The following is a 26,010-nucleotide window of genomic DNA, read 5'->3' as shown; positions in this document are numbered from 1 at the left end:
TGCCGGCGGGTACGGCCATAGGTTGAGAATCATTGCTTGGAGATTGTAATGGGGCGGCGGATCGTGCTGGCGGTGCTTGGCCTTGCAGTCGTCCTGATAGCCGTTTTCTTCCTCGGTCCACGCGTGCCGGTCGACACCACAATCCGGTTCAATCCGTCGGCGATCGGCGACGATCCGCAGGCCTATCTGGCGCGCGAAGAGGCTGCCGTGTCCAACATCCGCGATGGCCTCGACAAGGAGATCATCTGGGCGAACCCGTTGGTCCATGCCAAGACGCCCTTGGCCATCGTCTATATCCATGGCTTTTCCGCCTCGAAGGGCGAGGTCCGCCCCTTGCCGGACGACATTGCGGATGAGCTGGACGCCAACCTCTTCTACACGCGCCTGACCGGCCACGGCCAGGACGGCGGGGCCATGGCGCAAGGCAGCGTCAATGCCTGGGTCAACGACTATGAGGAGGCTTTGGCCATCGGCCGTGCCATCGGTGACAAGGTGATCGTCATCGGGACCTCGACCGGCGGCTCGCTGGCGGCATGGGCCGCAACCCGGCCTGGAGCATCTGACGGCGTCGCTGCTATCGCATTCATATCGCCGAATTTCGGCGTTAAGGCCTCCGGCGCCGAGGTTCTCACCATGCCCTGGGGCCGGCAGATCGCCGAGCTTGTCGGCGGCAAGGAGCGCAGTTTTCCCGCGCGCAACGCGCTGCACGAGAAATTCTGGACCACCAAATATCCCATGAAGGCGGTGCTGCCGATGGCGGCGCTCACCAATCTCGCCTATGAGGCCCCGGTCGAGAAGGCGAAAATCCCTGCCCTCTTCATCTTCTCGGATTCCGACAAGGTGGTGCGGTCGGACCGGACGCGTGAGATCGCCGGGCGGTGGGGCGGTCCGCACGAACTGGTGCCGGTCGACGACACCGGCGATCCGGACCATCATGTCATCGCCGGCGATGTGCTGTCGCCGCAGACCACGGGTTTTCTAACCCAGCGTATCGTGGTGTGGATGAAGGCGCTGATGCAGCAGCAGGCACGCCAGTGAAACGAAAACGGCCGGAGCATGGCTCCGGCCGTTTCTCGATCGGGTTTGATGGGCTCAAGCAGCCCGGTTCGCCGGGCGTTTGCCGCCGAAGCGGCGCTTGTTGTTGCCCTTGAAGCGCTTGAAGCCGTCAGGCTTGCGCTGGCCATTCGGCTGGGCGGCCGCCGGGCGTTCGCCCTGCGGTTTCGGTCCGCGCTCGCCACTGGGCTTGCCGGCAAAGTGCTTCTTGCCACCGCCATTGCTGGGGCGGCGGCCATCACGACGGCCGCCATGATGCTCGCGGTCATTGGCCGGCTCGAAATGGCGCTCGGCCTTTTCCTTGGGGTCGCGCTGCGGATCCGGGCTGCCGAGATGGTCGGCAACGACCGGCAGCTTCATGCGGATGATGCGCTCGACCTGCCGCAGCTTGGCGTTTTCCGAAGGATCGCACAGCGTGATCGCAATACCGTCCCTGCCGTTGCGGCCGGTGCGGCCGATACGGTGGACATAGCTTTCCGCTTCGTCCGGCAGATCGAAATTCACGACATGGCTGATGCCAGGCACGTCGATGCCGCGCGCCGCGATATCGGTGGCGACCAGGATGCGGACCGCGCCCTCGCGGAAATCGTTGAGCGCCTTCTGGCGGGCGTTCTGCGACTTGTTGCCGTGGATGACGGCGGCTTCGAAACCGTCGCGCACAAGGTCCTTGGTGACGCGGTCGGCACCGTGCTTGGTGCGTGAGAACACGATCACCGTGCGCATCGCCTCGTCGGCCAGCATTTTGGACAGTACCTGGCGCTTCTGCTTGGTGCGGGCAAGCACCACGCTCTGCACGATCTCGGCCGCCGTCGTGCTCTGCGGCGAGACCTCGATGCGGACCGCATCCTTCAACAGGCCCTTGGCGAGCTCGGCGATCTCGTTCGGCATGGTGGCCGAGAACAGCGCCGTCTGGCGATCCGGCGCGGTCGCCTTGGCGATGCGCTTGACGTCGTTGATGAAGCCCATATCGAGCATACGGTCGCCCTCGTCGAGGACGAGCCATTTGGTGTCGGCAAGGATGAGGTCGCCTTCACGCACAAGGTCGGTCAGCCGTCCGGGCGTGGCGATCAGGATATCGACGCCAGGCGCGATCTTCTTCACCTGGCTGAAGCGCGAGACGCCGCCGAGCACCAGCGCGGTCGAGATATGCGCGCCCTTGGCAAGCAGCTTGATGGTGTCCTCGATCTGAACGGCAAGCTCGCGCGTCGGCGCCAGGATCAGCGCGCGCGCCGTCTTCGGCCGGCGCTTGGTGCCGAGGCCGATGATCTTCGACAGGATCGGCAGCGCGAAGGCCGCCGTCTTGCCGGAGCCGGTCTGGGCGATGCCGAAGATGTCGCGGCCTTCGAGCTGCGGCGGGATCGCCTGCACCTGGATGGGCTTCGGGTCGGTGAAGCCCGCGGCAAGCGTGGCCTTCAGCAGCGCGCCGCCGATGCCAAGGGCTGCGAAACCGGAGAGTTCCCCAGCGTCGTTGCTGGGGAGAGTGTTTTCGTTGGTCAAATCTATCTTCTTTCAAGCGGCGCAATCGCCGCAAACGTCAAATGGCGGCAGGGCGCAACCTGCCGTCGAAACATTCATCAGGAAACGACAAGGCGGCGGACGGGAAACGTCCGCGCGGCTGCGCTGTCGTGCCCGCGGACTTCATGCCCCGGGGCTTTTTCGCCGTCTTGCCGATCGACCGAGGCCGATTTGAAAGAGGGAAAACAGACGCAACCAGTCTCATTCGTGGAGAAAGCCGGACATACCGGCCCAAGCGCCTATACCGCCGCATATGGCCGAGTCCGGCCTGAAATGCAAGGGGCATGTTGCAACGCAGCAAAGCCAGAACAACGAGGAAGCCTGGATGCCTTCAAATGTCGACCGGCCCCAGCAGCACGTTGCTTAAGCCTGTATCTGTCTATTCTCCATCAAAATCGACCAAGACGGAGTCATCGTCAGCTATCGCGCGGACACTGATAATTTGCAGGACATGTTCTTTCAGAAGAAGGAATTCCTCTTTCGATACGACAGAGTTTCTGTTGACTTTTTTTAGTATCTCTTGAGCAAACGAAGGAGCGTCTGAGACCAGTGTGATCCACGTATATGCGAATCGGAGATTTCCCGTCGGATTTCTACGGATAGTTTCGAATATTGAGGCATATTCTTCTTGTCTTATTTCGTCATTCATTGCCGCTCTGGCCTAGTCAAATTCAATGCCTATTGATGGTCGTGTGGATTGGTATGGACAACGGGCCTTCAATGATCCGTATCTTCAACCGGGTCCCCATCCGCGTCAAATTCTGCCGCTTGCCGCCAAGATCGCTCATTGCCGGTTTGCGCAAGTCGCGAGAGGCCGATGAAAACGGAGCGCTTGCGCTGCCCGGCGCTCGCCATTACCACAAATCACTTATCCTTTTTTGGGGACCGAGCGATGAAGGACGTGCTGAAGGAACTCGAGCGTCGCCGCGAGATAGCCCGCTTGGGCGGCGGCAAGGACCGCATCGAGGCGCAGCACAGGAAGGGCAAGCTCACCGCCCGCGAGCGTATCGAAGTGTTCCTCGACGAGGGCTCGTTCGAGGAGTTCGACATGTATGTCGAGCACCGCTCGACCGATTTCGGCATGGAGAAGACCAAGATCGCCGGCGACGGCGTCGTCACTGGCTGGGGCACCGTCAACGGACGCCCGGTCTACATCTTCGCCAAGGATTTCACCGTGTTCGGCGGCTCGCTGTCGGAGGCGCATGCCGAAAAGGTCATCAAGGTCCAGGAGATGGCGCTGCGCAACCGCGCGCCGATCATCGGCCTCTATGACGCCGGCGGCGCGCGCATCCAGGAAGGCGTGGCGGCGCTCGGCGGTTATGCCGAGATCTTCCAGCGCAATGTGCTGGCCTCCGGCGTCATCCCGCAGATTTCGTTGATCATGGGTCCCTGCGCTGGCGGCGACGTCTATTCGCCCGCCATGACCGATTTCATCTTCATGGTGCGCGACACCTCCTACATGTTCGTCACCGGACCGGACGTGGTGAAGACCGTGACCAACGAGACGGTGACCGCCGAAAGCCTCGGCGGCGCGTCCGTCCACACCACCAAATCCTCCATCGCCGACGGCGCCTATGACAACGATGTCGAGGCGCTCTTGCAGATGCGCCGGCTGGTCGATCTCCTGCCTGCATCCAATACGGCCGAAATCCCCGAGATCGAATGCTATCAGTCGGTGACGGACCACGACCTGTCGCTCGACAGGCTGATCCCCGACAACGCCAACAAGCCCTACGACATCAAGGAACTGATCCTGAAGGTCGCCGATGAAGGCGATTTCTTCGAGATCCAGCAGAGCTTTGCCAAGAACATCGTCACCGGTTTCGGCCGGGTCGAGGGCCGCACGGTGGGGTTTGTCGCCAACCAGCCGATGGTGCTGGCCGGCGTGCTCGATTCCGACGCAAGCCGCAAGGCGGCGCGCTTCGTGCGCTTCTGTGACTGTTTTTCCATTCCGATCGTCACCTTCGTCGACGTGCCGGGCTTCCTGCCGGGCACCGCGCAGGAATATGGCGGGCTGATCAAGCATGGCGCCAAGCTGCTCTTCGCCTATGCCGAGGCAACCGTGCCGAAGATCACCGTCATCACCCGCAAGGCCTATGGCGGCGCCTATGACGTGATGGCTTCAAAGCATTTGCGCGGCGACATGAACTATGCCTGGCCGACGGCGCAGATCGCGGTGATGGGCGCCAGGGGCGCGGTCGAGATCATCTATCGCAAGGATATCGGCGATCCGGAGAAAATCGCTGCCCATACAAAGACTTACGAGGACCGCTTCCTGTCGCCCTTCGTCGCCGCCGAACGCGGCTATGTCGACGAGGTGATCATGCCCCACTCGACCCGGCGCCGCGTCGCGCGGGCGTTGCGCATGCTGCGCAACAAGGACATGCAGAACCCCTGGAAGAAGCACGACAACATTCCTTTGTGAAAGACCTCCCGCCAGCCGAAGGGACAACCGCTAACATGAGCGCGGATACGAAATGCGAATAACACTTGCGGCCCAGGGCCTTATTCCGTGCAAAGGCTATGGCGGCATCCAGCGGCAGGTCGAATGGCTGACTACGGAAATGGTCAAGATGGGGCATCAGGTGACATTGATCGCCGGCCCGGGATCGTCGCATCCGATGTGCGAGGTCCGCCACGCGGTGACCAATGACGAGTGCCGCGCGGCTGTTCCCAAGAATACCGACATCGTCCATCTCCATGCCTGGAAGGTCGAAGTTCCCTTCCCGACGCTCAATACCGAGCGCGGCCATTTGCCGGATTACCCCAGGCCGCAGCCGAACTGGAGCTTCATTAGCGCCCGCCATGCCGAGCTGCATGGGCGCAAGACCTTCGTCTACAACGGCTTTCCGGTGGATGCCTATCGCCTGGCAGCGACGAAGAACGACCATCTATTCTTCATGGCGGCCATCGCGCGGGCCGGAAAGGGCCTCAATCGGGCGGTGGACCTGGCGAAAAAGTACGATTTCAAGCTCGATATCGCCGGCGGCTCGCGCTGGAAGCTGCTTGGCCGCAGCAAGACGCGACGCGAGGGCGTGTTCTTCAAGAGCCTGTCGCCGCGCTTCCGCTATCACGGCATGGTCGATGGTGAACCGAAGGTGCGATTGCTGGGCGAGACCAAAGCCTTTCTGAATCCGATTTCCTGGGAGGAGCCTTTCGGCAACGCGCCGGTCGAATCCATGCTGTGCGGCACGCCGGTCTTGACCACGGCACGCGGCGCGCTGCCCGAAACCGTCGATGCCGATACCGGCCGTTTCTTCGACACGGATGAGGAGTTCGCGCGCGGTTTCGGTGAAATCGACGGTTTGCCGGCGCAAAGATGCCGCGAATCCGCGGCAGACCGGTTCCCGATCGAAAAGGCCGCAAAAGCCTATATCGAGCTCTACCGCCGTATTCTTGATGGCGAAGCGCTTCCGTGAGACATCACGCAGGTGTTTCTTAGCAGCGCTGACCGTTCCGGATCGAAAGAGTATCGCGCATTGCGCCCCATCCTGATCTTCTGCCTGCCGGCGATCGGTGATTTCATCCGCTGCCACTCGGCCATCCGGATCATCGCCGAGAGATTCCCGGGGCAGCCGATCGACATCATCACTTCAAGGGTCGCCGCGCCGCTGGCGCGGCTGATGCCGCATGTTCGCAAGGCCTGGATAGCCGAGAAGCACTGGAAGCCAGGGCTGAAAGAGCGGGCTGGTCTGGCACGCGAAATCCGCCGGGAGAATTACCAGGCGGCCTATATGCTCACCAGCAGCACCAAGGCTTGCCTGGTGCCATGGCTGGCCGGAATACCGGAGCGCATCGGCTATCCGCGCGAGTTCCAGTTCGGCATCGTCAACCGGCTGCCCGCCGGTTGGCTGAAATCGATGCTTGCATTCGGCCCGCGCAAGACGCGGGTGGCAGACCAGGTTTGCGCAATCGCGCGTCTCGGCAAAAGGCCTGCCGAGGACGGACCATTGCCGGCTCCGCAGCTGGTTGTTTCCGCCGAAGAGCTTGCCGGTTGGCGTCGCCGCAACGGGATCGACCCTGCGAAGCCGGCGATTGCCCTCTACACATCCGACTTTGCCAACAAGCGCTCATGGCCGATGGAGCGCTTCGTCTCGATCGCGCGCGACCATGTTGCCCGCGGCTGGTCGGTCTGGCTGATCGGCGGGCCGCGCGAGCGGCAGGCTGCGGCGGAAATCAGGGCTTGTTTGCCCGAGGCGCTCGATTTTACCTCGACGCCCGATATTGCAGAAGCCATGTGCCAGATCGCGGCCTCGACCATTTTTCTCGGAGTCGATGGCGGCATCTCCCACGCTGCTGGGGCGCTGGGCGGCCCTTGTGTGCTCATATACGGTTTGAACCGAGCCTATATGCACGGTCCGGTGAACGAACAGGTGATTTTTCTCGAGCCGCCGATTTCGACGCCAGGCTGGGTGGAGAACACGCGCGCGGTGTCCGAGGACAGGGTTCGCGAGGCGCTTGCGGCGGCGATCCGAAAACACGCGCCGCAATTCACCTGACCTATTCCTCGGCTGCCGCCCCGAAACCCGCGCCCATGCTCGCGCGCGCCGTGGTCGCCCAAGGCGTGGCGTGATTGTCGATGCGCATCTGGAAGATGAAATAGGTCGGCGAGCAGAAGCCGATGCCCTTGACCCTGGCGGCGCCCGGTGTGTCCGGCGGCAGCGACTGGCACATATAATCCTCGCGGCAGAAATGGTCAGCCGAGCAGGCTGGGCGGTTGCCGCGGTTGACCGAGCCGCCGAGACACTGGTCGAAATTGTTGGTGGCCACGCAGGTGTCGAACTTCTTGCCGCCAACCAAGCCGCAGATCTCGCTCGGCATCGGCTTGCCGGGCTTAAAAGCGGAGAAGGCGCGATCCTTGTCATCGCAGGCGCGATACGCGAAGCCTCCCGGAACGCCGATCTTCGGCGGCCGGCAGGTATAGGCAGTGCGCGAGATCGCCGGCGCAAAAGCGGCGAATTGGCCGGTGATCTTGTAGCGATCGTTGAACGGCTGGGCGCTGTTACTCTCGATCGAGCCGGTCAGGCAAGGATGGCCGGAAAACATCGCGGGACTGTCTTTCGGCAGCAGGCATTGCGCCAGTTTGGTTCTCACCCCCGAAGCGGTGGCGATCGGCGTGCAGACCGTGCCGGCGCCGCATTGCCAGGTGCCGCCGAAGCGGCTTGCGTCATCCGGCATCAGGCATGGCATTGCCGTTTCGGCCGGCGCATAGGCGGGCTCGCCCGCATCCTTCCAGGCGGCGGGCGGTGCGAAGGAGAGCGGACGAAAACGATTGGGCTCCCTGGCTTCAGCCGTCGCCTTGAGCCACGCCTCGCGGCGCGCAATCTCGGCATGGAGATGCGGCGAGATGCCGACTTCGATACGGTTGAGCGGCGAGGTCGTGGCGTCGTCGAGACCGATGAAATGGAAGCCGGCGGTCGAGCCCGCCTGATGGCAACCCTGGCAGGCACCGTTGTCGAGCCGCTCGATCAAAGCGTCCGGCGTGCGCGCCAAGGTAAACTTCGAATAGTCGAGCCCGGCGAACTCCTTTGGGTCGAACAGCGGCGTGAACGGATGATTGGCTTGTCTTGCACTGCCGAAGGTCGACCAGGAGACGACTTTTCGGGCGAGGAATTCGTCTGGGATTTCGTAGACGCCGAGATCGACCGCCGCGGCATTGGCGCGGACATAGTCGGCAAGCCGCGCTTTCAGATCGGCGTCCTCGGCAAGCCGGGCTGTGTCCGGCGTATTTTCCAGCGGTTTTTCGCCGACCCTCGAACCATCGATGCTGAAGATGCGCATCAGGTAAGCGGCCTGCCCGCCGAACTCGGTTTCCTGGCCGGAAGGAAAGCGCACCACCTGCGCGTTGAGCTCGAGTTGCTTGAAGGACAGCGAGGCCTTTTCGAGCGGCCCGCCGGTCAGCCAGCCGGCATCGACCGTTTCGTCGAGCTGCGGCGTCCAGCGGCCGGCAGCGCCCACACAGCCGCCGTCGGCATCTTGAGCGACGCGGTATATGGCGCTGAAGTTGAACGGCAGGCGCGAGGCCAGTTGCTTGCCGTTCTTCCTGAAGCTGTAGGCCAGGCGATAGATGAACCGCACCTCGCCGCAGCTCGTCTCGTTGCCAAGCGTTGCGAAATCGCGTCGGTCGAGCCGGTTGACGACGCCGACAAGGCGGAAGCGCGCCGCGTTCGTCTTCAGCCAGCGCATGTCGATGATGCGGCCGACATTGCCGTCGGTCACTTCGTAGAGAGAGCGGCCGCCGGCCTTCATCTCGGTGCGCAACGCGGCGACATCTCCGGCCACTGTGTCGACGATGGCGTGATAGGCTGGTGCCTCATCATAGAGGGATTTCAGATCGTCGCTGCCGTCGACGCCGAAGAGGTCGGCGAAGCCATATCCCCCGGCATCTAGTGCGGCGAGCACGCGTGGGTCGTCGATGATGGCAACCGGATGATCGGCGGCGCGCGCCGGCTGGGCAATGAAAGCGGCCAGGACGGCAACAAGCAGCCCCAGCCGCTTCATAGGACAGCGCTCTGCGCCAGCTCGCGAAGAACCGGCACCATGGCCAAAGGCAGGTCTTCCGCAATCAAACCCGGCCCAAAGCGGCTGCCGGCTTCGGCATGGATCCAGACTGCCGCGCAAGCCGCTTCGAAGGCCGGCATGCCTTGCGCCAGAAGCCCGGCAATGATGCCCGCCAGCACGTCGCCCGAACCGGCGGTGGCGAGCCATGGCGCGCCGTTGCTGTTGATCGCGGCGCGGCCCTCCGGCGAGGCGATCACGCTGTCGGCGCCCTTGTAGACGATCACGGCGTTGGCGCGCTGCGCGGCTTCGCATGCCTTGGCCAGCTTCGACAAGGCCTTGTTGCCGGCAATGTCCGCAAACAACCTGCCGAACTCACCCTCATGCGGCGTCATGATCAACGCCGGCGCGTCCGGTCTGGCGGCTGCCTCGAACAGCGTCGAGGCCGCATTGCGGAAAGAGGTGATGCCGTCGGCGTCGAGCACGAGGCCCTCAACGCCGCCGTCCTGCCGGTTTTTGGCGAGCACGGCGAGCGCGAAATCGCGCGCCTTGTCACCGATGCCGAAGCCTGGGCCGAGGACGAAGGCGGACGGCCGGCGATCGCCGATAAGATCATGCACGTCCTCGATCGCGTCGACCTTGCGCAGCATGATCGAGGTCAGATGCGCCGCGTTGATCTGCATGGCGTTGGCGGGCGAGAGCACGGTGACGGCCCCTGCTCCGCTTCTGGCGGCCGCAAGCGCCGACAGCCGCGCCGCGCCGGTCGCCGATGGTCCGCCCGAAAAGACGCTGGTATGGCCGCGCTTGTATTTGTGCGTGTCGAGGGCGGGCGCGGGAAAGCTTGCGATCCAGAGCCCGGGGCGATTCTCAAAGGCCCGCGGCGCGACCTCGTCGATGATCTCGTCACGAATGCCGATGTCGGCCAACACGATCTCGCCGCATCGCTCGCGGCCAGGCAGCAGCAGATGCCCAGGCTTCTTTCGTGCGAAGGTCACCGTGAGAGCCGCGCCAAATGCCGAACCGAGGATTTCGCCGCTTTCGCCTGAAACGCCCGAAGGCAGGTCGATCGCGACAACCGGCAGGTTCATGCCCGTCGCGGTGTCGACCGCGCCTCTGGCGTCGCCGGCGAGAGGCTTCGACAGGCCCGCACCATAGATGGCGTCGACAACCAGCGATCCAGCTTCCGCGGTGAAAGCTGAAAGCGGGTGCCGCTCCAGAGCGCAATCAGCCGCCGCGAGCGCGGCGTCGCTGCCTGCCTTCGGTTCGCCCGACGCCCACAGAGCCACATCGACGCCGGCCGCGGCCAGCAGCCGCGCCACGACGTAGCCGTCGCCGCCATTGTTGCCCGGGCCGCACAGCACGTGCACCTTCTTCGAGCCAGGATAGCGCGCCAGCACGACGGCCGCGACCGCCTCGCCCGCGCGTAGCATCAAGCGATAGCCGTCGAGCGGTCCGGCCGCTATTGTCAGCCTGTCGGCCTCGGCCATTTCGGCCGGCGATAGAAGTTCATTGCGCATGGGATTGCCGATCTCCATGCGATCAAGCATTGTCCAGTTTTCGGTTCGAAGCAAACCAGTGACCGCGCCTTGTCTTGCAAATGCGGTCGCATCCGGGAGGGGTTCAGCCTGCAAATTGCGCTGTCTGCCCATTTTTTGCGCAGGCGCGAGGAGGAGCGATGTATACGGTTTGGGCGTCCATGACGCATCCGATGCAGCCGGTGACGCGAATTTGCATCCGGACGCGGCATGGGCGCGAAAACGCCCCTCACCGTCTGCTCTCCTCAGGATTGGCACGCTTCGTGCTTGATGAAGGCGCAAGCGGGGCACACAACCCGTCTTCTTGGCAGTGGAGGCCACTTTTTACATGAAAAAGATCGAAGCGATCATCAAGCCATTCAAGCTGGACGAAGTGAAGGAAGCGCTTCAGGAGGCCGGACTGCAAGGCATCACCGTCACCGAAGCCAAGGGTTTCGGCCGTCAGAAGGGCCATACCGAGCTCTATCGCGGCGCCGAATATGTCGTCGATTTCCTCCCCAAGGTGAAGATCGAGGTGGTGCTCGGCGACGAGGCTGTCGAAGGCGCAATCGAGGCCATCCGCAAGGCGGCGCAGACCGGCCGCATCGGCGATGGAAAAATCTTCGTCTCCAACATAGAGGAAGTCGTGCGCATCCGCACGGGCGAGACCGGCATCGACGCCATCTGACCAAAACCTACAATCCATTTCCGGACGTCATCACACAGGGAAGAAATGACATGACGACAGCCAAAGACATCATGAAGCAGATCAAGGACAACGACGTGAAATTCGTCGACCTGCGCTTCACCGATCCGCGGGGCAAGCTGCAGCATGTGACGATGGATGTCGTCGAGGTGGAGGAAGACATGTTCGCCGACGGCGTCATGTTCGACGGCTCCTCGATCGCCGGCTGGAAGGCAATCAACGAGTCCGACATGGTGCTGATGCCGGACACCGATACCGTCCATATGGATCCGTTCTTTGCCCAGTCGACCATGGTCATCCTGTGCGACATCCTCGATCCGATTTCGGGCGAGGCTTATAACCGCGATCCGCGCGGCACCGCCAAGAAGGCCGAGGCCTACATGAAGGCGGAAGGCATCGGCGACACCATCTATGTCGGTCCCGAGGCCGAGTTCTTCGTGTTCGACGACGTCAAGTACAAGGCCGATCCCTACAACACCGGCTTCCGTCTCGACTCGACCGAACTGCCCTCCAACGACGACACCGACTACGAGACCGGCAATCTCGGCCACCGTCCGCGCATCAAGGGCGGCTATTTCCCGGTGCCGCCGATCGATTCCTGCCAGGACATGCGTTCCGAGATGCTGACCGTGCTCGCCGAAATGGGTGTGCGCGTCGAAAAGCACCACCACGAGGTCGCCGCCGCGCAGCACGAGCTCGGCATCAAGTTCGACACGCTGGTGCGCAACGCCGACAAGATGCTGATCTACAAGTATGTCGTGCACCAGGTCGCCAACGCCTACGGGAAGACAGCCACCTTCATGCCGAAGCCGGTGTTCGGCGACAATGGCTCGGGCATGCACGTCCACCAGTCGATCTGGAAGGGCGGCAAGCCGACCTTCGCCGGCAACGAATATGCCGGCCTGTCGGAGAGCTGCCTCTATTACATCGGCGGCATCATCAAGCACGCCAAGGCGATTAACGCCTTCACCAACCCGCTGACCAACTCCTACAAGCGTCTGGTGCCGGGCTATGAGGCGCCGGTGCTGCTCGCCTATTCGGCGCGCAACCGCTCGGCTTCCTGCCGCATTCCGTTCGGCAACTCGCCGAAGTCGAAGCGCGTCGAGGTCCGCTTCCCCGATCCGGGCGCGAACCCCTATCTCGGTTTCGCCGCCATGTTGATGGCCGGCCTCGATGGCATCAAGAACAAGATCCACCCCGGACAGCCGATGGACAAGGATCTCTACGACCTGCCGCCGAAGGAGCTGAAGAAGATCCCGACCGTCTGCGGCTCGCTGCGCGAAGCCCTGCAGAACCTCGACAAGGACCGCGGCTTCCTGAAAGCCGGCGGCGTCTTCGACGACGATCAGATCGACAGCTATATCGAGCTCAAGATGGCCGAGGTCATGCGCTTCGAAATGACCCCGCACCCGGTCGAGTACGACATGTATTATTCAGTCTAAGCTTCTGATCGGATGGAAATTCCGCCCTTGGAAGGCACTCCCTTCCAAGGGCTTTTCATTTCAGAAGACGGGCTTTCGAGCCGGCGCGGCGCGTGCCGGCCGGGCTCGCGCACCGGCACCGCCGGCTGCTCGCATTTCTCCGGCAACATCTTCCTCGCCCTGGTCAACCGCGACGGGAACCGCACGCCGCGCCCTGCCCCACGCCAAGACGTAGTGGCAGCGCTCAAATCGCGTGCGTGATTGCCGCCTGACGGTGGCGGCAGACTGGCCTGTATTGCCGGCTCTCCCATGCAAAAAGCCCCAGCGGGTTTCCGCTGGGGCTTTTCTAGCGTGCCCATCGCGCCAGGGGCCTGCGCCCTGGCAAGCGAGGAATCAGGCGGCGGCCGAAACCGCGGCGGTCGAAACCTGCGAGATCGTCTTCAGCACCTGCGAGGCGATCTGGTAGGGGTCGCCCTGCGAGTTCGGGCGACGATCTTCCAGGTAGCCCTTGTAGTCGTTCTTGACGAAGGAGTGCGGCACGCGGATCGAAGCGCCGCGGTCGGCGACACCGTAGGAGAACTTGTTCCACGGCGCGGTTTCGTGCTTGCCGGTCAGGCGCTTGTCGTTGTCCGGGCCGTAGACCGCGATATGATCCATCAGGTTCTTGTCGAACTGCGCCATCAGCGCCTCGAAATAGGCCTTGCCGCCGACTTCACGCATGTACTTGGTCGAGAAGTTGCAGTGCATGCCCGAGCCGTTCCAGTCGGTGTCGCCGAGCGGCTTGCAGTGGAACTCGATGTCGATGCCGTATTTTTCGGTCAGACGCAGCAGCAGATAGCGCGCCATCCAGATCTGGTCGGCGGCCTTCTTGGAGCCCTTGCCGAAAATCTGGAATTCCCACTGGCCCTTGGCCACTTCGGCGTTGATGCCTTCATGGTTGATGCCGGCGGCGAGGCAAAGGTCGAGATGTTCCTCGACGATCTGGCGGGCGACATCGCCGACGTTCTTGTAGCCAACGCCGGTGTAATACGGACCCTGCGGGGCCGGGTAGCCGCTCTCGGGGAAGCCAAGCGGACGGCCGTCCTTGTAGAAGAAATATTCCTGCTCGAAGCCGAACCAGGCATCCTCGTCGTCGAGGATGGTCGCGCGGCTGTTGGATTCATGCGGGGTGACGCCATCGGGCATCATCACTTCGCACATGACCAGAATACCGTTGGTGCGGGCCGGGTCTGGATAAAGCGCGACCGGCTTCAGCACGCAATCGGAGCTGCGGCCCTCGGCCTGGTTCGTGGAGGAACCATCGAAGCCCCATAGCGGCAGCTGCTCGAGCGTCGGGAACTCGGCGAATTCCTTGATCTGGGTCTTGCCGCGCAAATTGGGGACCGGTGTGTAGCCGTCCAGCCAGATATACTCGAGCTTGTATTTGGTCATTCTAGAGCCTCTCGTTGCTTGATCACCGCCAAATGGTGGCGACGCTCGGCCGGCTCGAGCCGGCCTGCCGACGGTCAAAAAGCAATTCGTATGCCACTCGGCCTTCGCGGGGTGCGGCAAAATGGTCATGGCAACGCGTTGATTTTGTTGAGCCGTCTCAGCAATGCGACTGGATCGTTCAGGCGCCGTTTTTGCTTACAAAATAGGCATTTGCTGATCTTTTTGTAAGCATATTGCCTAAAGGAGTCGCAGGGCATATTTTGATGGGAAGGTGAATCGGTCGCTCCTGAAAAGGCGAGGAGATCGGCAATGCAAGTCACGCCATCGCGGCCGTCGGCAAAAGTCCTGCTGTTCCCGCTCGCAGCACGCAAGTCTGCCTCAAATTTAGGCGCCAAGGCCAAATTCGCGGCAGAACTTGCGGCACTTCGCGGCGAGCACGCCGACTTCGACGGCTGGTACCACGAAGCGGCGATCGAGGAAGAGAACCAGCAGCGCAGGAGCTGAGCTGTCCGCTTTCTTCCAATTGGGCATGAAAAAAGCCCGGCGTGATCGCTCACGCCGGGCCTTCTGTTTGAGCGGGATGACCGAGGTCATTCCTTGGCGTGGAGGTCTGTGCCGAGCGTATCCCTGACGAAGATCATGCCGATGATAAGCGACATTGCCGCGATGATAACCGGGTACCAAAGACCGTAGTAGATATCGCCCTTGTAGGCGCTGAGCGCGAACACCGTTGCCGGCAGCAGACCGCCGAACCAGCCATTGCCGATGTGGTAGGGCAGCGACATGCCGGTGTAGCGAATGCGGGTCGGGAACATCTCGACCAGGATGGCCGCGATCGGCCCATAGACCATGGTCACGAACAGCACCAGGATGAACAGGATGCCGATCGTGAGCGGCCAGTTGATGGCTGCCGGATCGGCAGTCATGGCGAACGGACCGCCGCCCGGGATGTTGTAGACGGTGACTTCGGGCGCACCCGCCGCCTCCTCCTTGGTCAGCAGCTTGTCGGCGATCGCCTTGTCGGCCGGAACCGTCGCCTTTTCGCCGCCGCGGATGGCCGCAGCATCGAGCTTGAGTTCGGGATTGGCCGCGATGAAGGCGTCGAGCTTTTGATCCGGCACCTTGGCAGCTGCGCGCTTCAGCGGATAGCCGCCGTCCCGCAGCGACATGTTCACCGCTTTCTGGAAGGCCGCCTCCTTGGCTTTGGCCTGATCGCCAGCGGCAACGGCATCATAGGACGCCACCGTCTCGTTGCCGATCTTGACCGTGGCCGCCGTGCCGGGCGCCGCCGTCGCAACGACGTCGTAAGGCACCGAGTTCTTGGTCAGGAACGACGTCGCGATATCACAGGATGTCGTGAACTTCGCCGTGCCGACAGGATTGAACTGGAACTTGCAGTCGCCGGGCGCCGCCGTCACCGTCGCGCGGGTGTTCTGCTGCGCGGTGGCCAGAGCCGGATTGGCGGCCCAGGTCAGAGCCTTGAACAGCGGGAAGGTGCAGACGAGGCCCAACGCAAGGCCTGCCATGATGATGGGCTTACGGCCGATCTTGTCCGACAGCCAGCCGAACACGACGAAGAAGATCGAGCCGACGGCCAGCGCGATAGCGATCATGACGTTGACCGACCATGCGTCGACCTTCAGCACGTTCTGCAGGAAGAACAGGGCGTAGAACTGCCCGTTGTACCAGATCACGGCCTGGCCGGCGGTAAGGCCGAGCAGCGCCAGAAGGGCGATCTTGGCGTTCTTCCACTGACCGAAAGCTTCCGTTAACGGCGCCTTGGAGCCCTTACCTTCCTCCTTCATGCGCTGGAAGGTCGGCGACTCCGAAAGCGACAGCCGGATCCAGATCGAGATGGCGAGCAGCAGGAACGAGACGATGAAGGGGATGCGCCAACCCCAACTGGCGTAGGTCTCCTTGCTGAGCGAGCCCTGGACGATCAGGATGACGATCAGCGACAGGAACAGGCCGAGCGTCGCCGTGGTCTGGATCCAGGACGTGTAGTAGCCGCGTCGGTCGTCCGGCGCGTGTTCGGCGACGTAGGTCGCGGCACCGCCATACTCGCCGCCAAGCGCAAGGCCCTGCAGCATGCGCAGCCCGATCAGGATCACGGGCGCCGCGATGCCCCAACTGGCATAGCCGGGCAGCAGGCCCACCAGGAAGGTGGACAGGCCCATGATCGTCATAGTGACGAGGAAGGTGTATTTGCGGCCGACGAGATCGCCGATGCGGCCAAACACGAGCGCGCCGAACGGACGCACAAGGAAGCCGGCGGCAAAGGCCAGCAGCGCGAAGATGTTGCGCGTCGCTTCGGGAATCGCCGGGCTGAAGAAGGTCGAGCCGATGAAGGCGGCCAGCGAGCCGTAGAGATAGAAATCATACCACTCGAAAACGGTACCGAGCGAGGAGGCGAAGATGACCTTCTTCTCCTCCCGCGTCATGCCGCGGCTGGTTCCGCCGGCGGTCGAAGCCATTGCCATTGATATATCCTCCCGTGAGATCCCGTCTGTCCTCGATGGCTGCGCGCCACCGTCCGCGCTCCTGCGAACGCGGACTCAAAAACGCAGCCAACGAAGGAAAAATGACAGAAAGGGCGGGCGAAAGGCACCGCGACGATGGGATTATGACTTTGGTATTAGGTGCGCTGCGAAAGCTGAGTGCAGCACTTGGAGCGGATCATTTCCGGCACCGGGCCGCAAATATCGCCGATCGAATGTGTCTTCTTGGAAAGGAAGCGTTTCTCAAGATGCATGGCCAAGCGTCAGCGATTGATCGCCACCGTCTCGTCGTTGATTATCCCAAGGCGTGCTTCAATCAATGCGATCTCGTCGGGCGCGTCGGCGCCAGAGGCCTCTATCTCCATAAAGAGTTGCTCGAAGCCACCCGGCGTCACTATCGCAAACATCTGCCCGGGCTCGTCGCCAATGTTTCGCCAACTGTGACGCACGTGAGGAGGCAAAACAACGACGGCGCCTGGAGGGGCATCGAATTCCTCGTCACCACATTGGAAACGATAGATCCCGCGTATCACCCGAAAAACCTCGGTCTCTCGGGTGTGAGTGTGAGGGGCCGGGCCTTTCCCGGGCGGGGTGAAAGTTTCCCACATCCCGAATGCGCCGTTCGTCTCGGCGGCAGTGGCATGGATCACAACTTTTGCGCCATGGGGCGCTTTGGCCAGGCGCTCCCTGCCCGGCATTGAGGTTACCGCATTCCGAAAGTCTGACATTGCCGCCCCCCGATTGCGCGGCGAATAAATAGCATAGGATCGGTTGCCGGATAGCTGTCAGTGGCCAAGCGGTATTCTGAACGGAACCCGCGTTGTGCGGCGTTCCTGAAGTTACTTTAGCCTTGCCGAGCCTCGAGCAGGCTCACCGCCGCCATCATGTCGCGCTTGCGCGCCAAGCGGCGCGCCAAGGCCTCCGCATCCTGGCCCCAATGCTCGATCTGCCAATCCTCGTCGACATGGCCGGCCGCCCAGGCTTCCTCGCCGTCGAGCTCACCGAAGTCGACAGCGAGCGCGAGCAGCGCCGAGCCGGTCAGCGCGGTCATGACATGGATGGCGGCCAGCCGCATCGGCTCCGAGCGCTGGCCAAGATGCGCGCCGAGGACCGCGATTGTCTCGCGCGGCTGCTCGACGTGGATAACGCCTTCGGCAAGGTTGAAGCGTGCGCCGAGATGGCCGCGCGCCCAGTCCAGCACCGGGTCCCAATGCTTGTTCTGGCGATCGACCAGGCCTTGCGGGCCGTCGGCGCGGTAGCAAAGAAGATCGGACGAGGCGAAGCGCAGGATATCCTCCAGCACCGCCTGCGGATCGGAGGCGACGCCGTCGATGGCGGTGTTCACCAGCCGCATGACCGGCATCGTCACGGGATCGATGACTTCGCCTTGCGCGCTGAATTCAGCGGCCACAAGTGCTGCAGCCTTTTCGGTCGGCAGCACCATCACAGCCTTGCCAGGCGTGCGCACCGGCCGTCCGTCGAGATGAACGGCAAAGCCATTCTCGACAGGAACCACCGAAACAGCCTGGTAGAAACGTTTCGGCAGCGGCGTCTTCATCTGGATCTGGGCGCGACGCACAGGATCGGGATCCGAAAGCAGCTTGCCGGCTTCGAGGTCTTCGAGGATGTCGCGCATGCCGAACTCCTTAAAGCAATTTGAGGAAAATTGTGAAGCGGTTTTGCGTCCACAATCGCGCCAACACAAAGAGATAGGGCAGCTTGCCCTTCCGCGAGCTGATCTATGGTGTGGGCTGTCTGCGCGCCGGGCGATTGACGATGATCAGCCCGGCGGCAATCAGGCCGAGCGCCAGGAAAATCCTGGTCGTCGGCAGCTCGCCCAACAGCACCGCGCCGCACAGGACGCCGAACACCGGCGACAGAAAGGCGAAGCTCGACAAGCCGGCCGCCGGATAGCGCGTGAGCAGCCAGAACCACAACACATAGGTGAAGGCGACGATATAGAAAGACTGGAACAGCAGCGCCAGTGTCGGCAGGACGGCAAGCGCTCGAATGGGTGGGCCGGCGAAAGGCATCACCAGGATACCAACGACGGCCGCGCCGGCCAGCTGATAGAGCAGCAGTTTCTCCGCGCGCGTGTCGACCAGCCTCGATCGTTTGATGACAATGCTGGTCGCCGCCCAGAGAATGCCCGAGCCGAGACTGAGCAGATCGCCGGTCAGTGTCGCGCCGCTGCCGGCAGTGATGCCGTCGGAGAAGACCGCCGCCAGGCCGCAGAAGGCGAGAACAAGGCCACCGAGCTTGCGCGCATTGATGCGCTCGCCAAGCAGGAAATGGCCGCCGATCAGCACCCAGAACGGCATGGTGTTGACCAAGAGCGTGTTGCGGGCAACGGTCGTGTATTCGAGGCCGATATAGAGACACAGGAACTCGACGCCGAAGAGCACGCCGACGACGATACCGGCGGCCAGCGTCCGATCCGCTTCGAAGAGCTTGATGCCGCGCAGCCGGCACCAGGCGAACACGCAGGCTCCCCCGATGAGCGAACGTGCGATCGAGACGAAGACAGGGTCGTAGCCGGAGTATGACACCTTGGCGGCGACATAGTTCAGCCCCCAGGAAAAGGTCAGCCCGACCAAAATGGCGGCTGCGGCCATATCGACTGCATCGCGTCTGTCCAATGCGGGGGCGACAGCCAAGTCAGTCTTCCGCGCTCTGGTCGTCGAAGCCGATCAGGTTCCAGCTCTGGCGCATATGCGGCGGCATCGGCGCCGTGACGTCGATGACGCCGTGGTCCGGATGCGGGATGATGATGCGGCGCGCATGCAGGTGCAGGCGGTTTTGAATGCCGCCCGGGAAATCCCAGTTGGTATCGGCCTCGAAATATTTGGGATCGCCGATGATCGGGCAACCTATGTAGGCGGCGTGAACGCGAAGCTGGTGCGTGCGGCCGGTATAGGGCTCCATCTCCAGCCAGGTCATCGTCTGCGCCGCCTGCTCGATGACACGGTAGTAGGAGACGGCGTGGTCGGCGCCCTTCTCGCCATGCGCGGCTACGCGCACGCGGTCGCCATCTTCCGTGGGCTCCTTGATGAGCCAGGTCGAGATCTTGTCCTCGCGCTTGGGCGGCACGCCCTTGACAAGCGCCCAGTAGGTTTTCTTGGTCTCGCGCGCGCGGAACGCTTCCGAAAGCTTCATCGCCGCAAGACGGGTGCGGGCAACCACCAGCACGCCGGACGTGTCACGGTCGAGGCGGTGGACGAGGCGTGGCTTCTCGCCCTTCTTGTTGCGCCAGGCCTCCAGCATGTCGTCGACATTGCGGGTGACGCCGGAGCCGCCCTGCACGGCGAGCCCCGCCGGCTTGTTGAAGACGAAGACTTTCGGGTCCTCATGCAGAAGCATCTTGGCGAGCACGTCGGCATCGCCCTGGTTGCGGATCGAGTGGCCGGTGAGCGGCGCATCGCCCTTCTTATCGACATCGAGCGGCGGAACGCGGACAGACTGGCCGGGCTCCACACGCGTGTCGGCCTTCACCCGGCCGCCATCGACGCGGATTTGCCCCGACCGAAGCAACTTCTGCAGATGGCCGAAGCCGAGGCCCGGATAATGGACCTTGAACCAGCGGTCGAGCCGCATGCCCGCCTCGCCGGCCTCAACCGTGATCTGTTCAACACCCGCCATGACTTTGCTTTTCCATTCGAAAGCGGCGCCATAGCACTAAGGCGGACAGGTTGCGAGCCAAAGGCCCAACAAAGCGCGATAATTACCCCAAACGTCGTCTGATCAATCGCCTGAAGGCGTAAGCACCGCGCAGACCGTCGAGCGCGTCAGAAAGCGCTTCTCGCGGCCATTGTCGAGCGAGAACATCCCGCCCCTGCCCTTCACCACATCGATGATGAGATCGGTGTGCTTCCACGCCTCATATTGCGAGGCACTGATATAGACCGGCGTATCGCCGATTTCGCCCAATTTCACGTCATTGTCGCCGATCATGAACTCGCCACGCGGGTAGCACATCGGCGAGGAGCCGTCGCAGCAGCCGCCGGACTGATGGAACAGAACCGGGCCGTGATCGGCGATGATCTCGGCAAGCAGCGCCTCGGCCTCCGGCGTGGCCGACACCTTGCCCAATGAAGGCTTGTCCATCAAATCCTCCTCGACTGACGGGAGGACGCGGGTGGGCCGCGCCCTCCTCTTCGCCCTGGGAGGATCAGAAGAAGCCGAGCTTCTTCGGGCTGTAGCTGACCAGCATGTTCTTGGTCTGCTGATAGTGGTCGAGCATCATCTTGTGCGTCTCGCGGCCGATGCCGGACTGCTTGTAGCCGCCGAAGGCGGCATGCGCCGGATAGGCGTGATAGCAGTTGGTCCAGACACGCCCGGCCTGGATGGCGCGGCCGAAGCGGTAGCAGCGGTTCGCGTCGCGGCTCCAGATGCCGGCGCCGAGGCCGTAGAGAGTGTCGTTGGCGATCGACAGCGCCTCGTCATCGTCCTTGAAGGTCGTCACGGACACGACGGGTCCAAAGATCTCCTCCTGGAAGATGCGCATCTTGTTGTTGCCCTTGAACACGGTCGGCTTGATGTAGTAGCCGCCGGCGAGATCGCCCGGCAGATGGTTCTGCTCTCCACCGGTCAGAACTTCGGCGCCTTCCTGGCAGCCGATGTCGAAGTAGGAAAGGATCTTTTCCAGCTGCTCGCTCGAGGCCTGCGCGCCGATCATGGTGGCGGGATCGAGCGGATCGCCCTGGACGATCGCCTCGACACGCTTCAGCGCGCGCTCGATGAACTTGTCGTAGATCTTCTCATGCACCAGCGCGCGGCTGGGGCACGTGCAGACCTCGCCCTGGTTGAGCGCGAACATGACGAAGCCCTCGATCGCCTTGTCGAAGAAATCGTCGTCTTCCGCCGTCACATCCTGGAAGAAGATGTTGGGCGACTTGCCGCCAAGCTCGAGCGTCACCGGAATGAGGTTTTGGCTGGCATATTGCGAGATCAGGCGGCCGGTGGTCGTCTCGCCGGTGAAAGCGATCTTGGCGATGCGGTTCGACGAGGCGAGCGGCTTGCCGGCCTCAAGGCCGAAGCCGTTGACGATGTTGAGCACGCCTTCTGGCAAGAGGTCACCGATGAGGTCGGCCCACAACATGATCGTGGCGGGTGTCTGCTCGGCGGGCTTCAGCACCACGCAATTGCCGGCGGCGAGCGCCGGCGCCAGCTTCCACACCGCCATCAGCAGCGGGAAGTTCCACGGAATGATCTGGCCGACGACACCGAGCGGCTCATGGAAGTGGTAGGCGACGGTGTCGTGGTCGATTTCGGAGATCGAGCCTTCCTGGCTGCGCAGCACGCCGGCGAAATAGCGGAAATGGTCGATGGCCAGAGGCAGGTCGGCGGCGGTCGTCTCGCGGATCGGCTTGCCATTGTCCCAGGTCTCGGCGAGCGCCAGCAGGTCGAGATTGTCTTCCATGCGATCAGCGATGCGGTTGAGGATCAGCGCGCGGGCCGCGGGGCTGGTGTTGCCCCAGGCGTCCTTGGCCTTGTGGGCCGTGTCGAGCGCGGCCTCGATGTCATTTGCGTCCGACCGGGCAATTTCGCAAAGCGGCCGGCCGGTGACCGGCGAGATATTGTCGAAATATCTGCCGGAGAGCGGCGCCGCCCACTTGCCGCCGATAAAGTTGTCGTAGCGCTTGGCGAAAGGAACCTTGGCCGTGCGCGAGAATTCCACCTTGTTCATCACTGCCTCCCGATGAGCACGCCGCGGGATGCGGCGCTATGGGAGGAAGGGTTGCGGATCGGCGTTGGCTTGTCAGCCCGGGGCTGGATGATCGTGGCGCCCGACTGTCGCAGAACTGCGACAGTCCGGTCTGCAATCAATGCGGGCGGCGAATGTCGAAGCGGGCGAGCTTGCGATGCAGGGTGGCGCGGGAGATGCCGAGGTTCTGCGCGGCGGCCGAGACGTTGCCGCCGGCGCGCGCCAGCGCCCGCTGAACCACACCACGCTCGGCATCGTCCAAATCCTCAGCGGTCTTTGCGCAGTCGCCGAGAATATCGGTGGCAAGCAGTCCTCTCGCCAGCGCTTCCCGCGTTATGCCGAGACCAAGACGGGCAGAGCGCGTCGCGCCGATCACAAGATCATCCGAATCGACCGCTATCAGCGCACCGGCGCTGCGCTCGGTGACGGGTGCGAGCAAGATGCGGGCATCCGAAAACACCATGCGGAAATTTTCCGCTTCGATCCGGCGCGCGGCGTCGCCGACCGCGACCGCGATGAGCTGTACAAAGCCCTCGGTCAGGTCTGACCGGCAGGACGAGACATCGAGCGCCGCCGCCAGATTGCCTTCATGGTCATAGACCGGAGCCGTGGTGCAGCTCAGCAGCGTGTTGCGGGAGAAGAAATGCTGATCGCGGTGGATGGTCAGAGCGCGCTGGTCGGCGATGCAGGTGCCGATGCCGTTGGTGCCTTCGCTGTCCTCGCTCCAGACGGTGCCGGTCCACAGGCCCCATTCATCGAATGTCTCGTCGTCCGCGACAGCGCCCCGTCGCTCCACCGGGATGCCGTCGCGATCCGCCAGCATGACGCAGCAGCCGACGCCGCCCACGGCGAGATAGAGCCGATTGAGGCTGGGTTCGGCCGCGCGGATCAACCGCTCCATGCGCTGTCTCGTGAGCCTGAGCTCGCCTTCGGTCAGTCGCCGCGGCGCCGTGCGTGCTGCGGGGTCCAGGCCGTGCAATTGGAGGGACCGCCGCCACGAAGCGACGACCGCCGAATGGGCTGCGTCGCTCTTGGCGACCGAGGCCTGGACCTGGTCCGCGTGCACGGCTGGTTGCCGTCCGATCAACCTAATCCTCCCGGTGAGCGGAACCTCCTGCCGCTCCGCCACCATGCCCGCTAGAACATTTCCGACGCCAGTTGCGGGTCAGCTTTCGATAGAACGCCGGCCGGAACGCGTATTTGATCTTGCGCAATTCCCGACGAAAAATCGCTACGCGTGTCCTGGAGCCGCGCTGGAGTCCTAAAGGTCGCGGTTCGTCCGCGCCATTGGACGTTGGTTTAAGGCCGATTGAGGCGAGGTTCCGCCGTGGTCAGTTGGCGGCCGCCTTCGGCTTGGATGAGCCGATCATCTTCCAGTTCTTGTAGAAGACCGAATTGATGCGCTCCACGCTGACGGAGACGATGGCGAGAAGGCCCGCGATCAGCCTGGGAAACGGAGACGGCCGGATGATATCGACGAAGACGCAGTAGCGGCGGCCGTCATATTCGTTGACCGAGCGGTGGAACAGGGTGTCGTCGAAGATGAACAGCGGATTGTCGTACCAGTAGTTCTTCTTGCTGCCGCACTGGACAAAGATCTCGGCCTTGACCGGTATCAGATTGTAGAGGATGCGCAGGCTGAGCCGGAGCGGACCGAAATGCCAGGACGTCGATTCGCGCTTGCTGAAAACGGATACCGCGATCGTCTTGATGTATTTGTAGTCCTTGTTGAATTCGGGGACGTTGTCGATCTTGTGCTTGCCGTACCACTGGTAGACATACATGCCGCGGCGGCCGGCGCCGAAATTGGCATCGATATCAGCGATGATCTCCTCCTTGCGCGCCTTGAAGACGCCCAGCACCTCGTTGATCTCGCGCTGATAGTCCTCGGGGAACTGCTCGGGCTTCCAGACGCCGGGGTTGCGGTAGCTGAGAAGGTCGACGATCAGGTTGAACGGCGACAACAGCCAGGTGAACAGGCCGTTGCCGAGGAAGTAGCGCTCGAACAGGTTCTGGTTCTTCTGGTCGTTGCGCATGACATCGATCAGGCCGCAGACGACCCAGATGGTGGTCAGGATCGGGATGAAGTAGAAGGCGAGCGCAAGAACTACAACGGCGATGGCGGCCTTGCGGAGCGTCTTGACGGTTTGCTTTGTCATTGTCATTCGCGCGGGGCGCGATCCTGTTCCATGGGACAACATCACGGCGACCCCCGCCAGCCGTGCGTCTTGATAGGATTTTTTGTTTCCCGGCACAATGCCGCAGCAGTGTGGTCCACCACAACGCGGCTTCGCGTCGAAGCGTGCCGACCGCCGGGCCGCGTAACTCAGCTGTTCCGTTCGCTTCGCAGCTTCGCCCAGTATTCCAGCCGCTTGCGGATATCGCGCTCGAAACCGCGTTCCGGCGGATCGTAGAAAGTGCGCCGGCCCATCTTCTCCGGAAAATAGTCCTGGCCTGAAAACGCCTCCGGCTCGTCATGGTCGTAGCGATAGCCGGCGCCGTAATCCTCCTGCTTCATCAGCTTGGTCGGCGCGTTGAGGATGTGCTTGGGCGGCAGCAGCGAGCCGAACTCCTTGGCTGCCGCGGTCGCGGCCTTGAAGGCAGTGTAGACCGCGTTCGATTTCGGCGCCGTGGCGAGATAAACGGCGGCCTGGGCAAAGGCGAGCTCGCCCTCTGGCGAGCCTAGATAGTCATAGGCGTCCTTGGCCGCATTGGCCACGACAAGCGCCTGTGGGTCGGCGAGTCCGATATCCTCCACCGCCATGCGCACGAGCCGGCGGCCGAGATAGAGCGGATCCTCGCCGGCATCGAACATGCGGGCGAGGTAATAAAGCGCGGCATCCGGATCGGAGCCGCGCACCGATTTGTGTAGCGCCGAGATCAGATTGTAATGGCCGTCCTGGCCCTTGTCGTAGATGGGCGCACGGCGCTGGATGACGCGCTGCAGGCCTTCTGGCCCGAACACCTCGCCTTTCTTGGCGGCGCGCCAGACTTCCTCAGCCAGCGTCAGCGAGGCGCGGCCGTCGCCATCCGCCATGCGGATCAGCATGGCGCGCGCTTCTTCGTCGAGCGGCAGCGCCCTGCCCTCTGTTTCTTCCGCCCGGGCCAGAAGCTTGGCGATGCTGTCCTCACCCAGCGAACGGAACACCAGCACGCGCGCGCGGGACAAAAGCGCGGCATTCAATTCGAAGGACGGGTTCTCCGTCGTGGCGCCGACCAGCACTACGGTGCCGTCTTCCATCACCGGCAAAAACCCGTCCTGCTGGGCGCGGTTGAAGCGATGGATCTCGTCGACGAAGAGCAGCGTCTGGCGGCCATTGGAGCGCCTGAGCTTGGCCGCCTCGAACACTTTCTTGAGATCCGCGACACCGGAAAACACAGCAGAGATCTGCTCGAAGGCGAGATTGGTCTCGCCGGCGAGCAGCCGCGCCACCGTCGTCTTGCCGGTGCCGGGCGGACCCCAGAAAATCATCGAGCCGAGCGAACCCGAATCGATCAACCTGGTCAGCGCGCCGTCAGGGCCGGTCAGATGCTCCTGCCCGACGACCTCGCCGAGGTTTTTTGGGCGCAACCGATCGGCCAGCGGCCGCCCGGGCGGCGCCTTCTCCGGCTCATCGGAACTGAACAGATCTGCCATGCAAGTCTTTTGGTTGAAACGCGATTCCGCTCT

General features: G+C 62.9%; 21 protein-coding genes. 7 read left to right on the top strand and 14 right to left on the bottom strand.

Annotation, left to right across the window (positions count from 1 at the left end):
* Nucleotides 1-48: 48 nt before the first annotated feature.
* Complete coding sequence (locus tag LB538_RS13375) at nucleotides 49-1,038, top strand: alpha/beta hydrolase (protein ID WP_224530096.1); 990 nt, start codon at nucleotides 49-51, stop codon at nucleotides 1,036-1,038.
* A gap of 54 nt (nucleotides 1,039-1,092) precedes the next feature.
* On the opposite strand, the gene LB538_RS13370 is transcribed toward LB538_RS13375, so the two are convergent.
* Entirely contained in the window at nucleotides 1,093-2,550 is a 1,458-nt protein-coding gene (locus LB538_RS13370; RefSeq protein ID WP_224530078.1) for a DEAD/DEAH box helicase, read from the bottom strand.
* A 910-nt stretch (nucleotides 2,551-3,460) separates the two neighbouring features.
* Between LB538_RS13370 and LB538_RS13365 the strand changes: the two genes are divergently transcribed.
* From LB538_RS13365 to waaF, 3 genes are read left to right on the top strand one after another with little or no spacing between them, the layout of a single operon-like run.
* A complete protein-coding gene (locus LB538_RS13365; RefSeq protein WP_201409944.1) occupies nucleotides 3,461-4,993 on the top strand; it encodes an acyl-CoA carboxylase subunit beta in 1,533 nt (510 codons plus the stop codon).
* A gap of 52 nt (nucleotides 4,994-5,045) precedes the next feature.
* Nucleotides 5,046-5,987, top strand: coding sequence for a glycosyltransferase (locus LB538_RS13360; protein ID WP_224530076.1), 942 nt, complete (start codon nucleotides 5,046-5,048; stop codon nucleotides 5,985-5,987).
* 60 nt (nucleotides 5,988-6,047) lie between these two features.
* Entirely contained in the window at nucleotides 6,048-7,067 is a 1,020-nt protein-coding gene (gene waaF / locus LB538_RS13355; RefSeq protein WP_224530075.1) for a lipopolysaccharide heptosyltransferase II, read from the top strand.
* 1 nt (nucleotide 7,068) lies between these two features.
* Here waaF and LB538_RS13350 read toward each other — a convergent pair whose 3' ends face one another.
* On the bottom strand, nucleotides 7,069-9,069 hold the full coding sequence (locus LB538_RS13350) for a hypothetical protein (RefSeq protein ID WP_224530073.1): 2,001 nt from the start codon (nucleotides 9,067-9,069) through the stop codon (nucleotides 7,069-7,071).
* Nucleotides 9,066-10,583 (bottom strand): NAD(P)H-hydrate dehydratase, encoded by a 1,518-nt coding sequence (locus LB538_RS13345; RefSeq protein ID WP_224530248.1) that lies wholly within the window; start codon nucleotides 10,581-10,583, stop codon nucleotides 9,066-9,068. The genes LB538_RS13350 and LB538_RS13345 overlap by 4 nt, the downstream gene beginning before the upstream one ends.
* A 346-nt stretch (nucleotides 10,584-10,929) precedes the next feature.
* Between LB538_RS13345 and LB538_RS13340 the strand changes: the two genes are divergently transcribed.
* Nucleotides 10,930-11,268 carry a P-II family nitrogen regulator gene (locus LB538_RS13340; protein WP_018428041.1) on the top strand — a complete coding sequence of 113 codons (339 nt, stop codon included), beginning with the start codon at nucleotides 10,930-10,932 and terminating at the stop codon, nucleotides 11,266-11,268.
* 50 nt (nucleotides 11,269-11,318) lie between these two features.
* Complete coding sequence (gene glnA, locus LB538_RS13335) at nucleotides 11,319-12,728, top strand: type I glutamate--ammonia ligase (protein WP_095765489.1); 1,410 nt, start codon at nucleotides 11,319-11,321, stop codon at nucleotides 12,726-12,728.
* Between the two features lie 372 nt (nucleotides 12,729-13,100).
* On the opposite strand, the gene LB538_RS13330 is transcribed toward glnA, so the two are convergent.
* Complete coding sequence (locus LB538_RS13330; protein WP_095765491.1) at nucleotides 13,101-14,138, bottom strand: glutamine synthetase beta-grasp domain-containing protein; 1,038 nt, start codon at nucleotides 14,136-14,138, stop codon at nucleotides 13,101-13,103.
* A 309-nt stretch (nucleotides 14,139-14,447) separates the two neighbouring features.
* On the opposite strand from LB538_RS13330, the gene LB538_RS13325 reads away from it, so the two are divergent.
* On the top strand, nucleotides 14,448-14,642 hold the full coding sequence (locus tag LB538_RS13325; protein ID WP_224530070.1) for a DUF2735 domain-containing protein: 195 nt from the start codon (nucleotides 14,448-14,450) through the stop codon (nucleotides 14,640-14,642).
* A gap of 86 nt (nucleotides 14,643-14,728) precedes the next feature.
* Here the strand turns inward: LB538_RS13325 and LB538_RS13320 are convergent, their stop codons facing one another.
* From LB538_RS13320 to LB538_RS13275, 10 genes are all read right to left on the bottom strand, one after another.
* Nucleotides 14,729-16,618: an MFS transporter gene (locus tag LB538_RS13320; protein ID WP_224530067.1), complete on the bottom strand. Its 1,890-nt coding sequence runs from the start codon at nucleotides 16,616-16,618 to the stop codon at nucleotides 14,729-14,731.
* 281 nt (nucleotides 16,619-16,899) lie between these two features.
* Nucleotides 16,900-17,364: a cupin domain-containing protein gene (locus LB538_RS13315; RefSeq protein WP_224530065.1), complete on the bottom strand. Its 465-nt coding sequence runs from the start codon at nucleotides 17,362-17,364 to the stop codon at nucleotides 16,900-16,902.
* Between the two features lie 116 nt (nucleotides 17,365-17,480).
* Complete coding sequence (locus LB538_RS13310) at nucleotides 17,481-18,272, bottom strand: ATP12 family chaperone protein (protein WP_224530062.1); 792 nt, start codon at nucleotides 18,270-18,272, stop codon at nucleotides 17,481-17,483.
* A 103-nt stretch (nucleotides 18,273-18,375) separates the two neighbouring features.
* The gene (locus LB538_RS13305) at nucleotides 18,376-19,251 is read right to left on the bottom strand and encodes a DMT family transporter (RefSeq protein ID WP_224530059.1); all 876 of its coding nucleotides are present in this window, start codon (nucleotides 19,249-19,251) and stop codon (nucleotides 18,376-18,378) included.
* A gap of 43 nt (nucleotides 19,252-19,294) precedes the next feature.
* Complete coding sequence (locus LB538_RS13300; protein WP_140847581.1) at nucleotides 19,295-20,275, bottom strand: RluA family pseudouridine synthase; 981 nt, start codon at nucleotides 20,273-20,275, stop codon at nucleotides 19,295-19,297.
* Nucleotides 20,276-20,377: 102 nt separating this feature from the next.
* Nucleotides 20,378-20,740, bottom strand: a complete 363-nt coding sequence (locus tag LB538_RS13295) for a DUF779 domain-containing protein (protein ID WP_224530056.1) — start codon at nucleotides 20,738-20,740, stop codon at nucleotides 20,378-20,380.
* Nucleotides 20,741-20,804: 64 nt separating this feature from the next.
* Nucleotides 20,805-22,322: an aldehyde dehydrogenase gene (adh, locus tag LB538_RS13290; RefSeq protein WP_224530053.1), complete on the bottom strand. Its 1,518-nt coding sequence runs from the start codon at nucleotides 22,320-22,322 to the stop codon at nucleotides 20,805-20,807.
* A 136-nt stretch (nucleotides 22,323-22,458) separates the two neighbouring features.
* The gene (locus LB538_RS13285) at nucleotides 22,459-23,472 is read right to left on the bottom strand and encodes a helix-turn-helix domain-containing protein (protein ID WP_411909012.1); all 1,014 of its coding nucleotides are present in this window, start codon (nucleotides 23,470-23,472) and stop codon (nucleotides 22,459-22,461) included.
* A gap of 199 nt (nucleotides 23,473-23,671) precedes the next feature.
* Nucleotides 23,672-24,499: an aspartyl/asparaginyl beta-hydroxylase domain-containing protein gene (locus LB538_RS13280; RefSeq protein ID WP_224530049.1), complete on the bottom strand. Its 828-nt coding sequence runs from the start codon at nucleotides 24,497-24,499 to the stop codon at nucleotides 23,672-23,674.
* Nucleotides 24,500-24,666: 167 nt separating this feature from the next.
* Nucleotides 24,667-25,977 (bottom strand): replication-associated recombination protein A, encoded by a 1,311-nt coding sequence (locus tag LB538_RS13275; protein WP_224530047.1) that lies wholly within the window; start codon nucleotides 25,975-25,977, stop codon nucleotides 24,667-24,669.
* Between the last annotated feature and the right edge of the window lie 33 nt (nucleotides 25,978-26,010).

It is taken from the genome of Mesorhizobium sp. Ca11 (assembly GCF_020165275.1).
In the GTDB taxonomy this organism is placed as follows: domain Bacteria; phylum Pseudomonadota; class Alphaproteobacteria; order Rhizobiales; family Rhizobiaceae; genus Mesorhizobium.
Note: the sequence above shows the minus strand (reverse complement) of the source record. Positions and strands in the feature narration are given on the sequence as shown.

Coding starts and splice junctions, on each gene's coding strand:
- glnA (WP_095765489.1), top strand. CDS start 11,319: ATGACGACAGCCAAAGACATCATGAAGCAGATCAAGGACAACGACGTG.
- LB538_RS13295 (WP_224530056.1), bottom strand. CDS start 20,740: ATGGACAAGCCTTCATTGGGCAAGGTGTCGGCCACGCCGGAGGCCGAG.
- LB538_RS13360 (WP_224530076.1), top strand. CDS start 5,046: ATGCGAATAACACTTGCGGCCCAGGGCCTTATTCCGTGCAAAGGCTAT.
- LB538_RS13280 (WP_224530049.1), bottom strand. CDS start 24,499: ATGACAAAGCAAACCGTCAAGACGCTCCGCAAGGCCGCCATCGCCGTT.
- LB538_RS13275 (WP_224530047.1), bottom strand. CDS start 25,977: ATGGCAGATCTGTTCAGTTCCGATGAGCCGGAGAAGGCGCCGCCCGGG.
- LB538_RS13325 (WP_224530070.1), top strand. CDS start 14,448: ATGCAAGTCACGCCATCGCGGCCGTCGGCAAAAGTCCTGCTGTTCCCG.
- LB538_RS13315 (WP_224530065.1), bottom strand. CDS start 17,364: ATGTCAGACTTTCGGAATGCGGTAACCTCAATGCCGGGCAGGGAGCGC.
- LB538_RS13365 (WP_201409944.1), top strand. CDS start 3,461: ATGAAGGACGTGCTGAAGGAACTCGAGCGTCGCCGCGAGATAGCCCGC.
- LB538_RS13300 (WP_140847581.1), bottom strand. CDS start 20,275: ATGGCGGGTGTTGAACAGATCACGGTTGAGGCCGGCGAGGCGGGCATG.
- LB538_RS13305 (WP_224530059.1), bottom strand. CDS start 19,251: ATGGCCGCAGCCGCCATTTTGGTCGGGCTGACCTTTTCCTGGGGGCTG.
- LB538_RS13285 (WP_411909012.1), bottom strand. CDS start 23,472: ATGGTGGCGGAGCGGCAGGAGGTTCCGCTCACCGGGAGGATTAGGTTG.
- adh (WP_224530053.1), bottom strand. CDS start 22,322: ATGAACAAGGTGGAATTCTCGCGCACGGCCAAGGTTCCTTTCGCCAAG.
- LB538_RS13340 (WP_018428041.1), top strand. CDS start 10,930: ATGAAAAAGATCGAAGCGATCATCAAGCCATTCAAGCTGGACGAAGTG.
- LB538_RS13330 (WP_095765491.1), bottom strand. CDS start 14,138: ATGACCAAATACAAGCTCGAGTATATCTGGCTGGACGGCTACACACCG.
- LB538_RS13320 (WP_224530067.1), bottom strand. CDS start 16,618: ATGGCAATGGCTTCGACCGCCGGCGGAACCAGCCGCGGCATGACGCGG.
- LB538_RS13350 (WP_224530073.1), bottom strand. CDS start 9,069: ATGAAGCGGCTGGGGCTGCTTGTTGCCGTCCTGGCCGCTTTCATTGCC.
- LB538_RS13345 (WP_224530248.1), bottom strand. CDS start 10,583: ATGCGCAATGAACTTCTATCGCCGGCCGAAATGGCCGAGGCCGACAGG.
- LB538_RS13375 (WP_224530096.1), top strand. CDS start 49: ATGGGGCGGCGGATCGTGCTGGCGGTGCTTGGCCTTGCAGTCGTCCTG.
- LB538_RS13310 (WP_224530062.1), bottom strand. CDS start 18,272: ATGCGCGACATCCTCGAAGACCTCGAAGCCGGCAAGCTGCTTTCGGAT.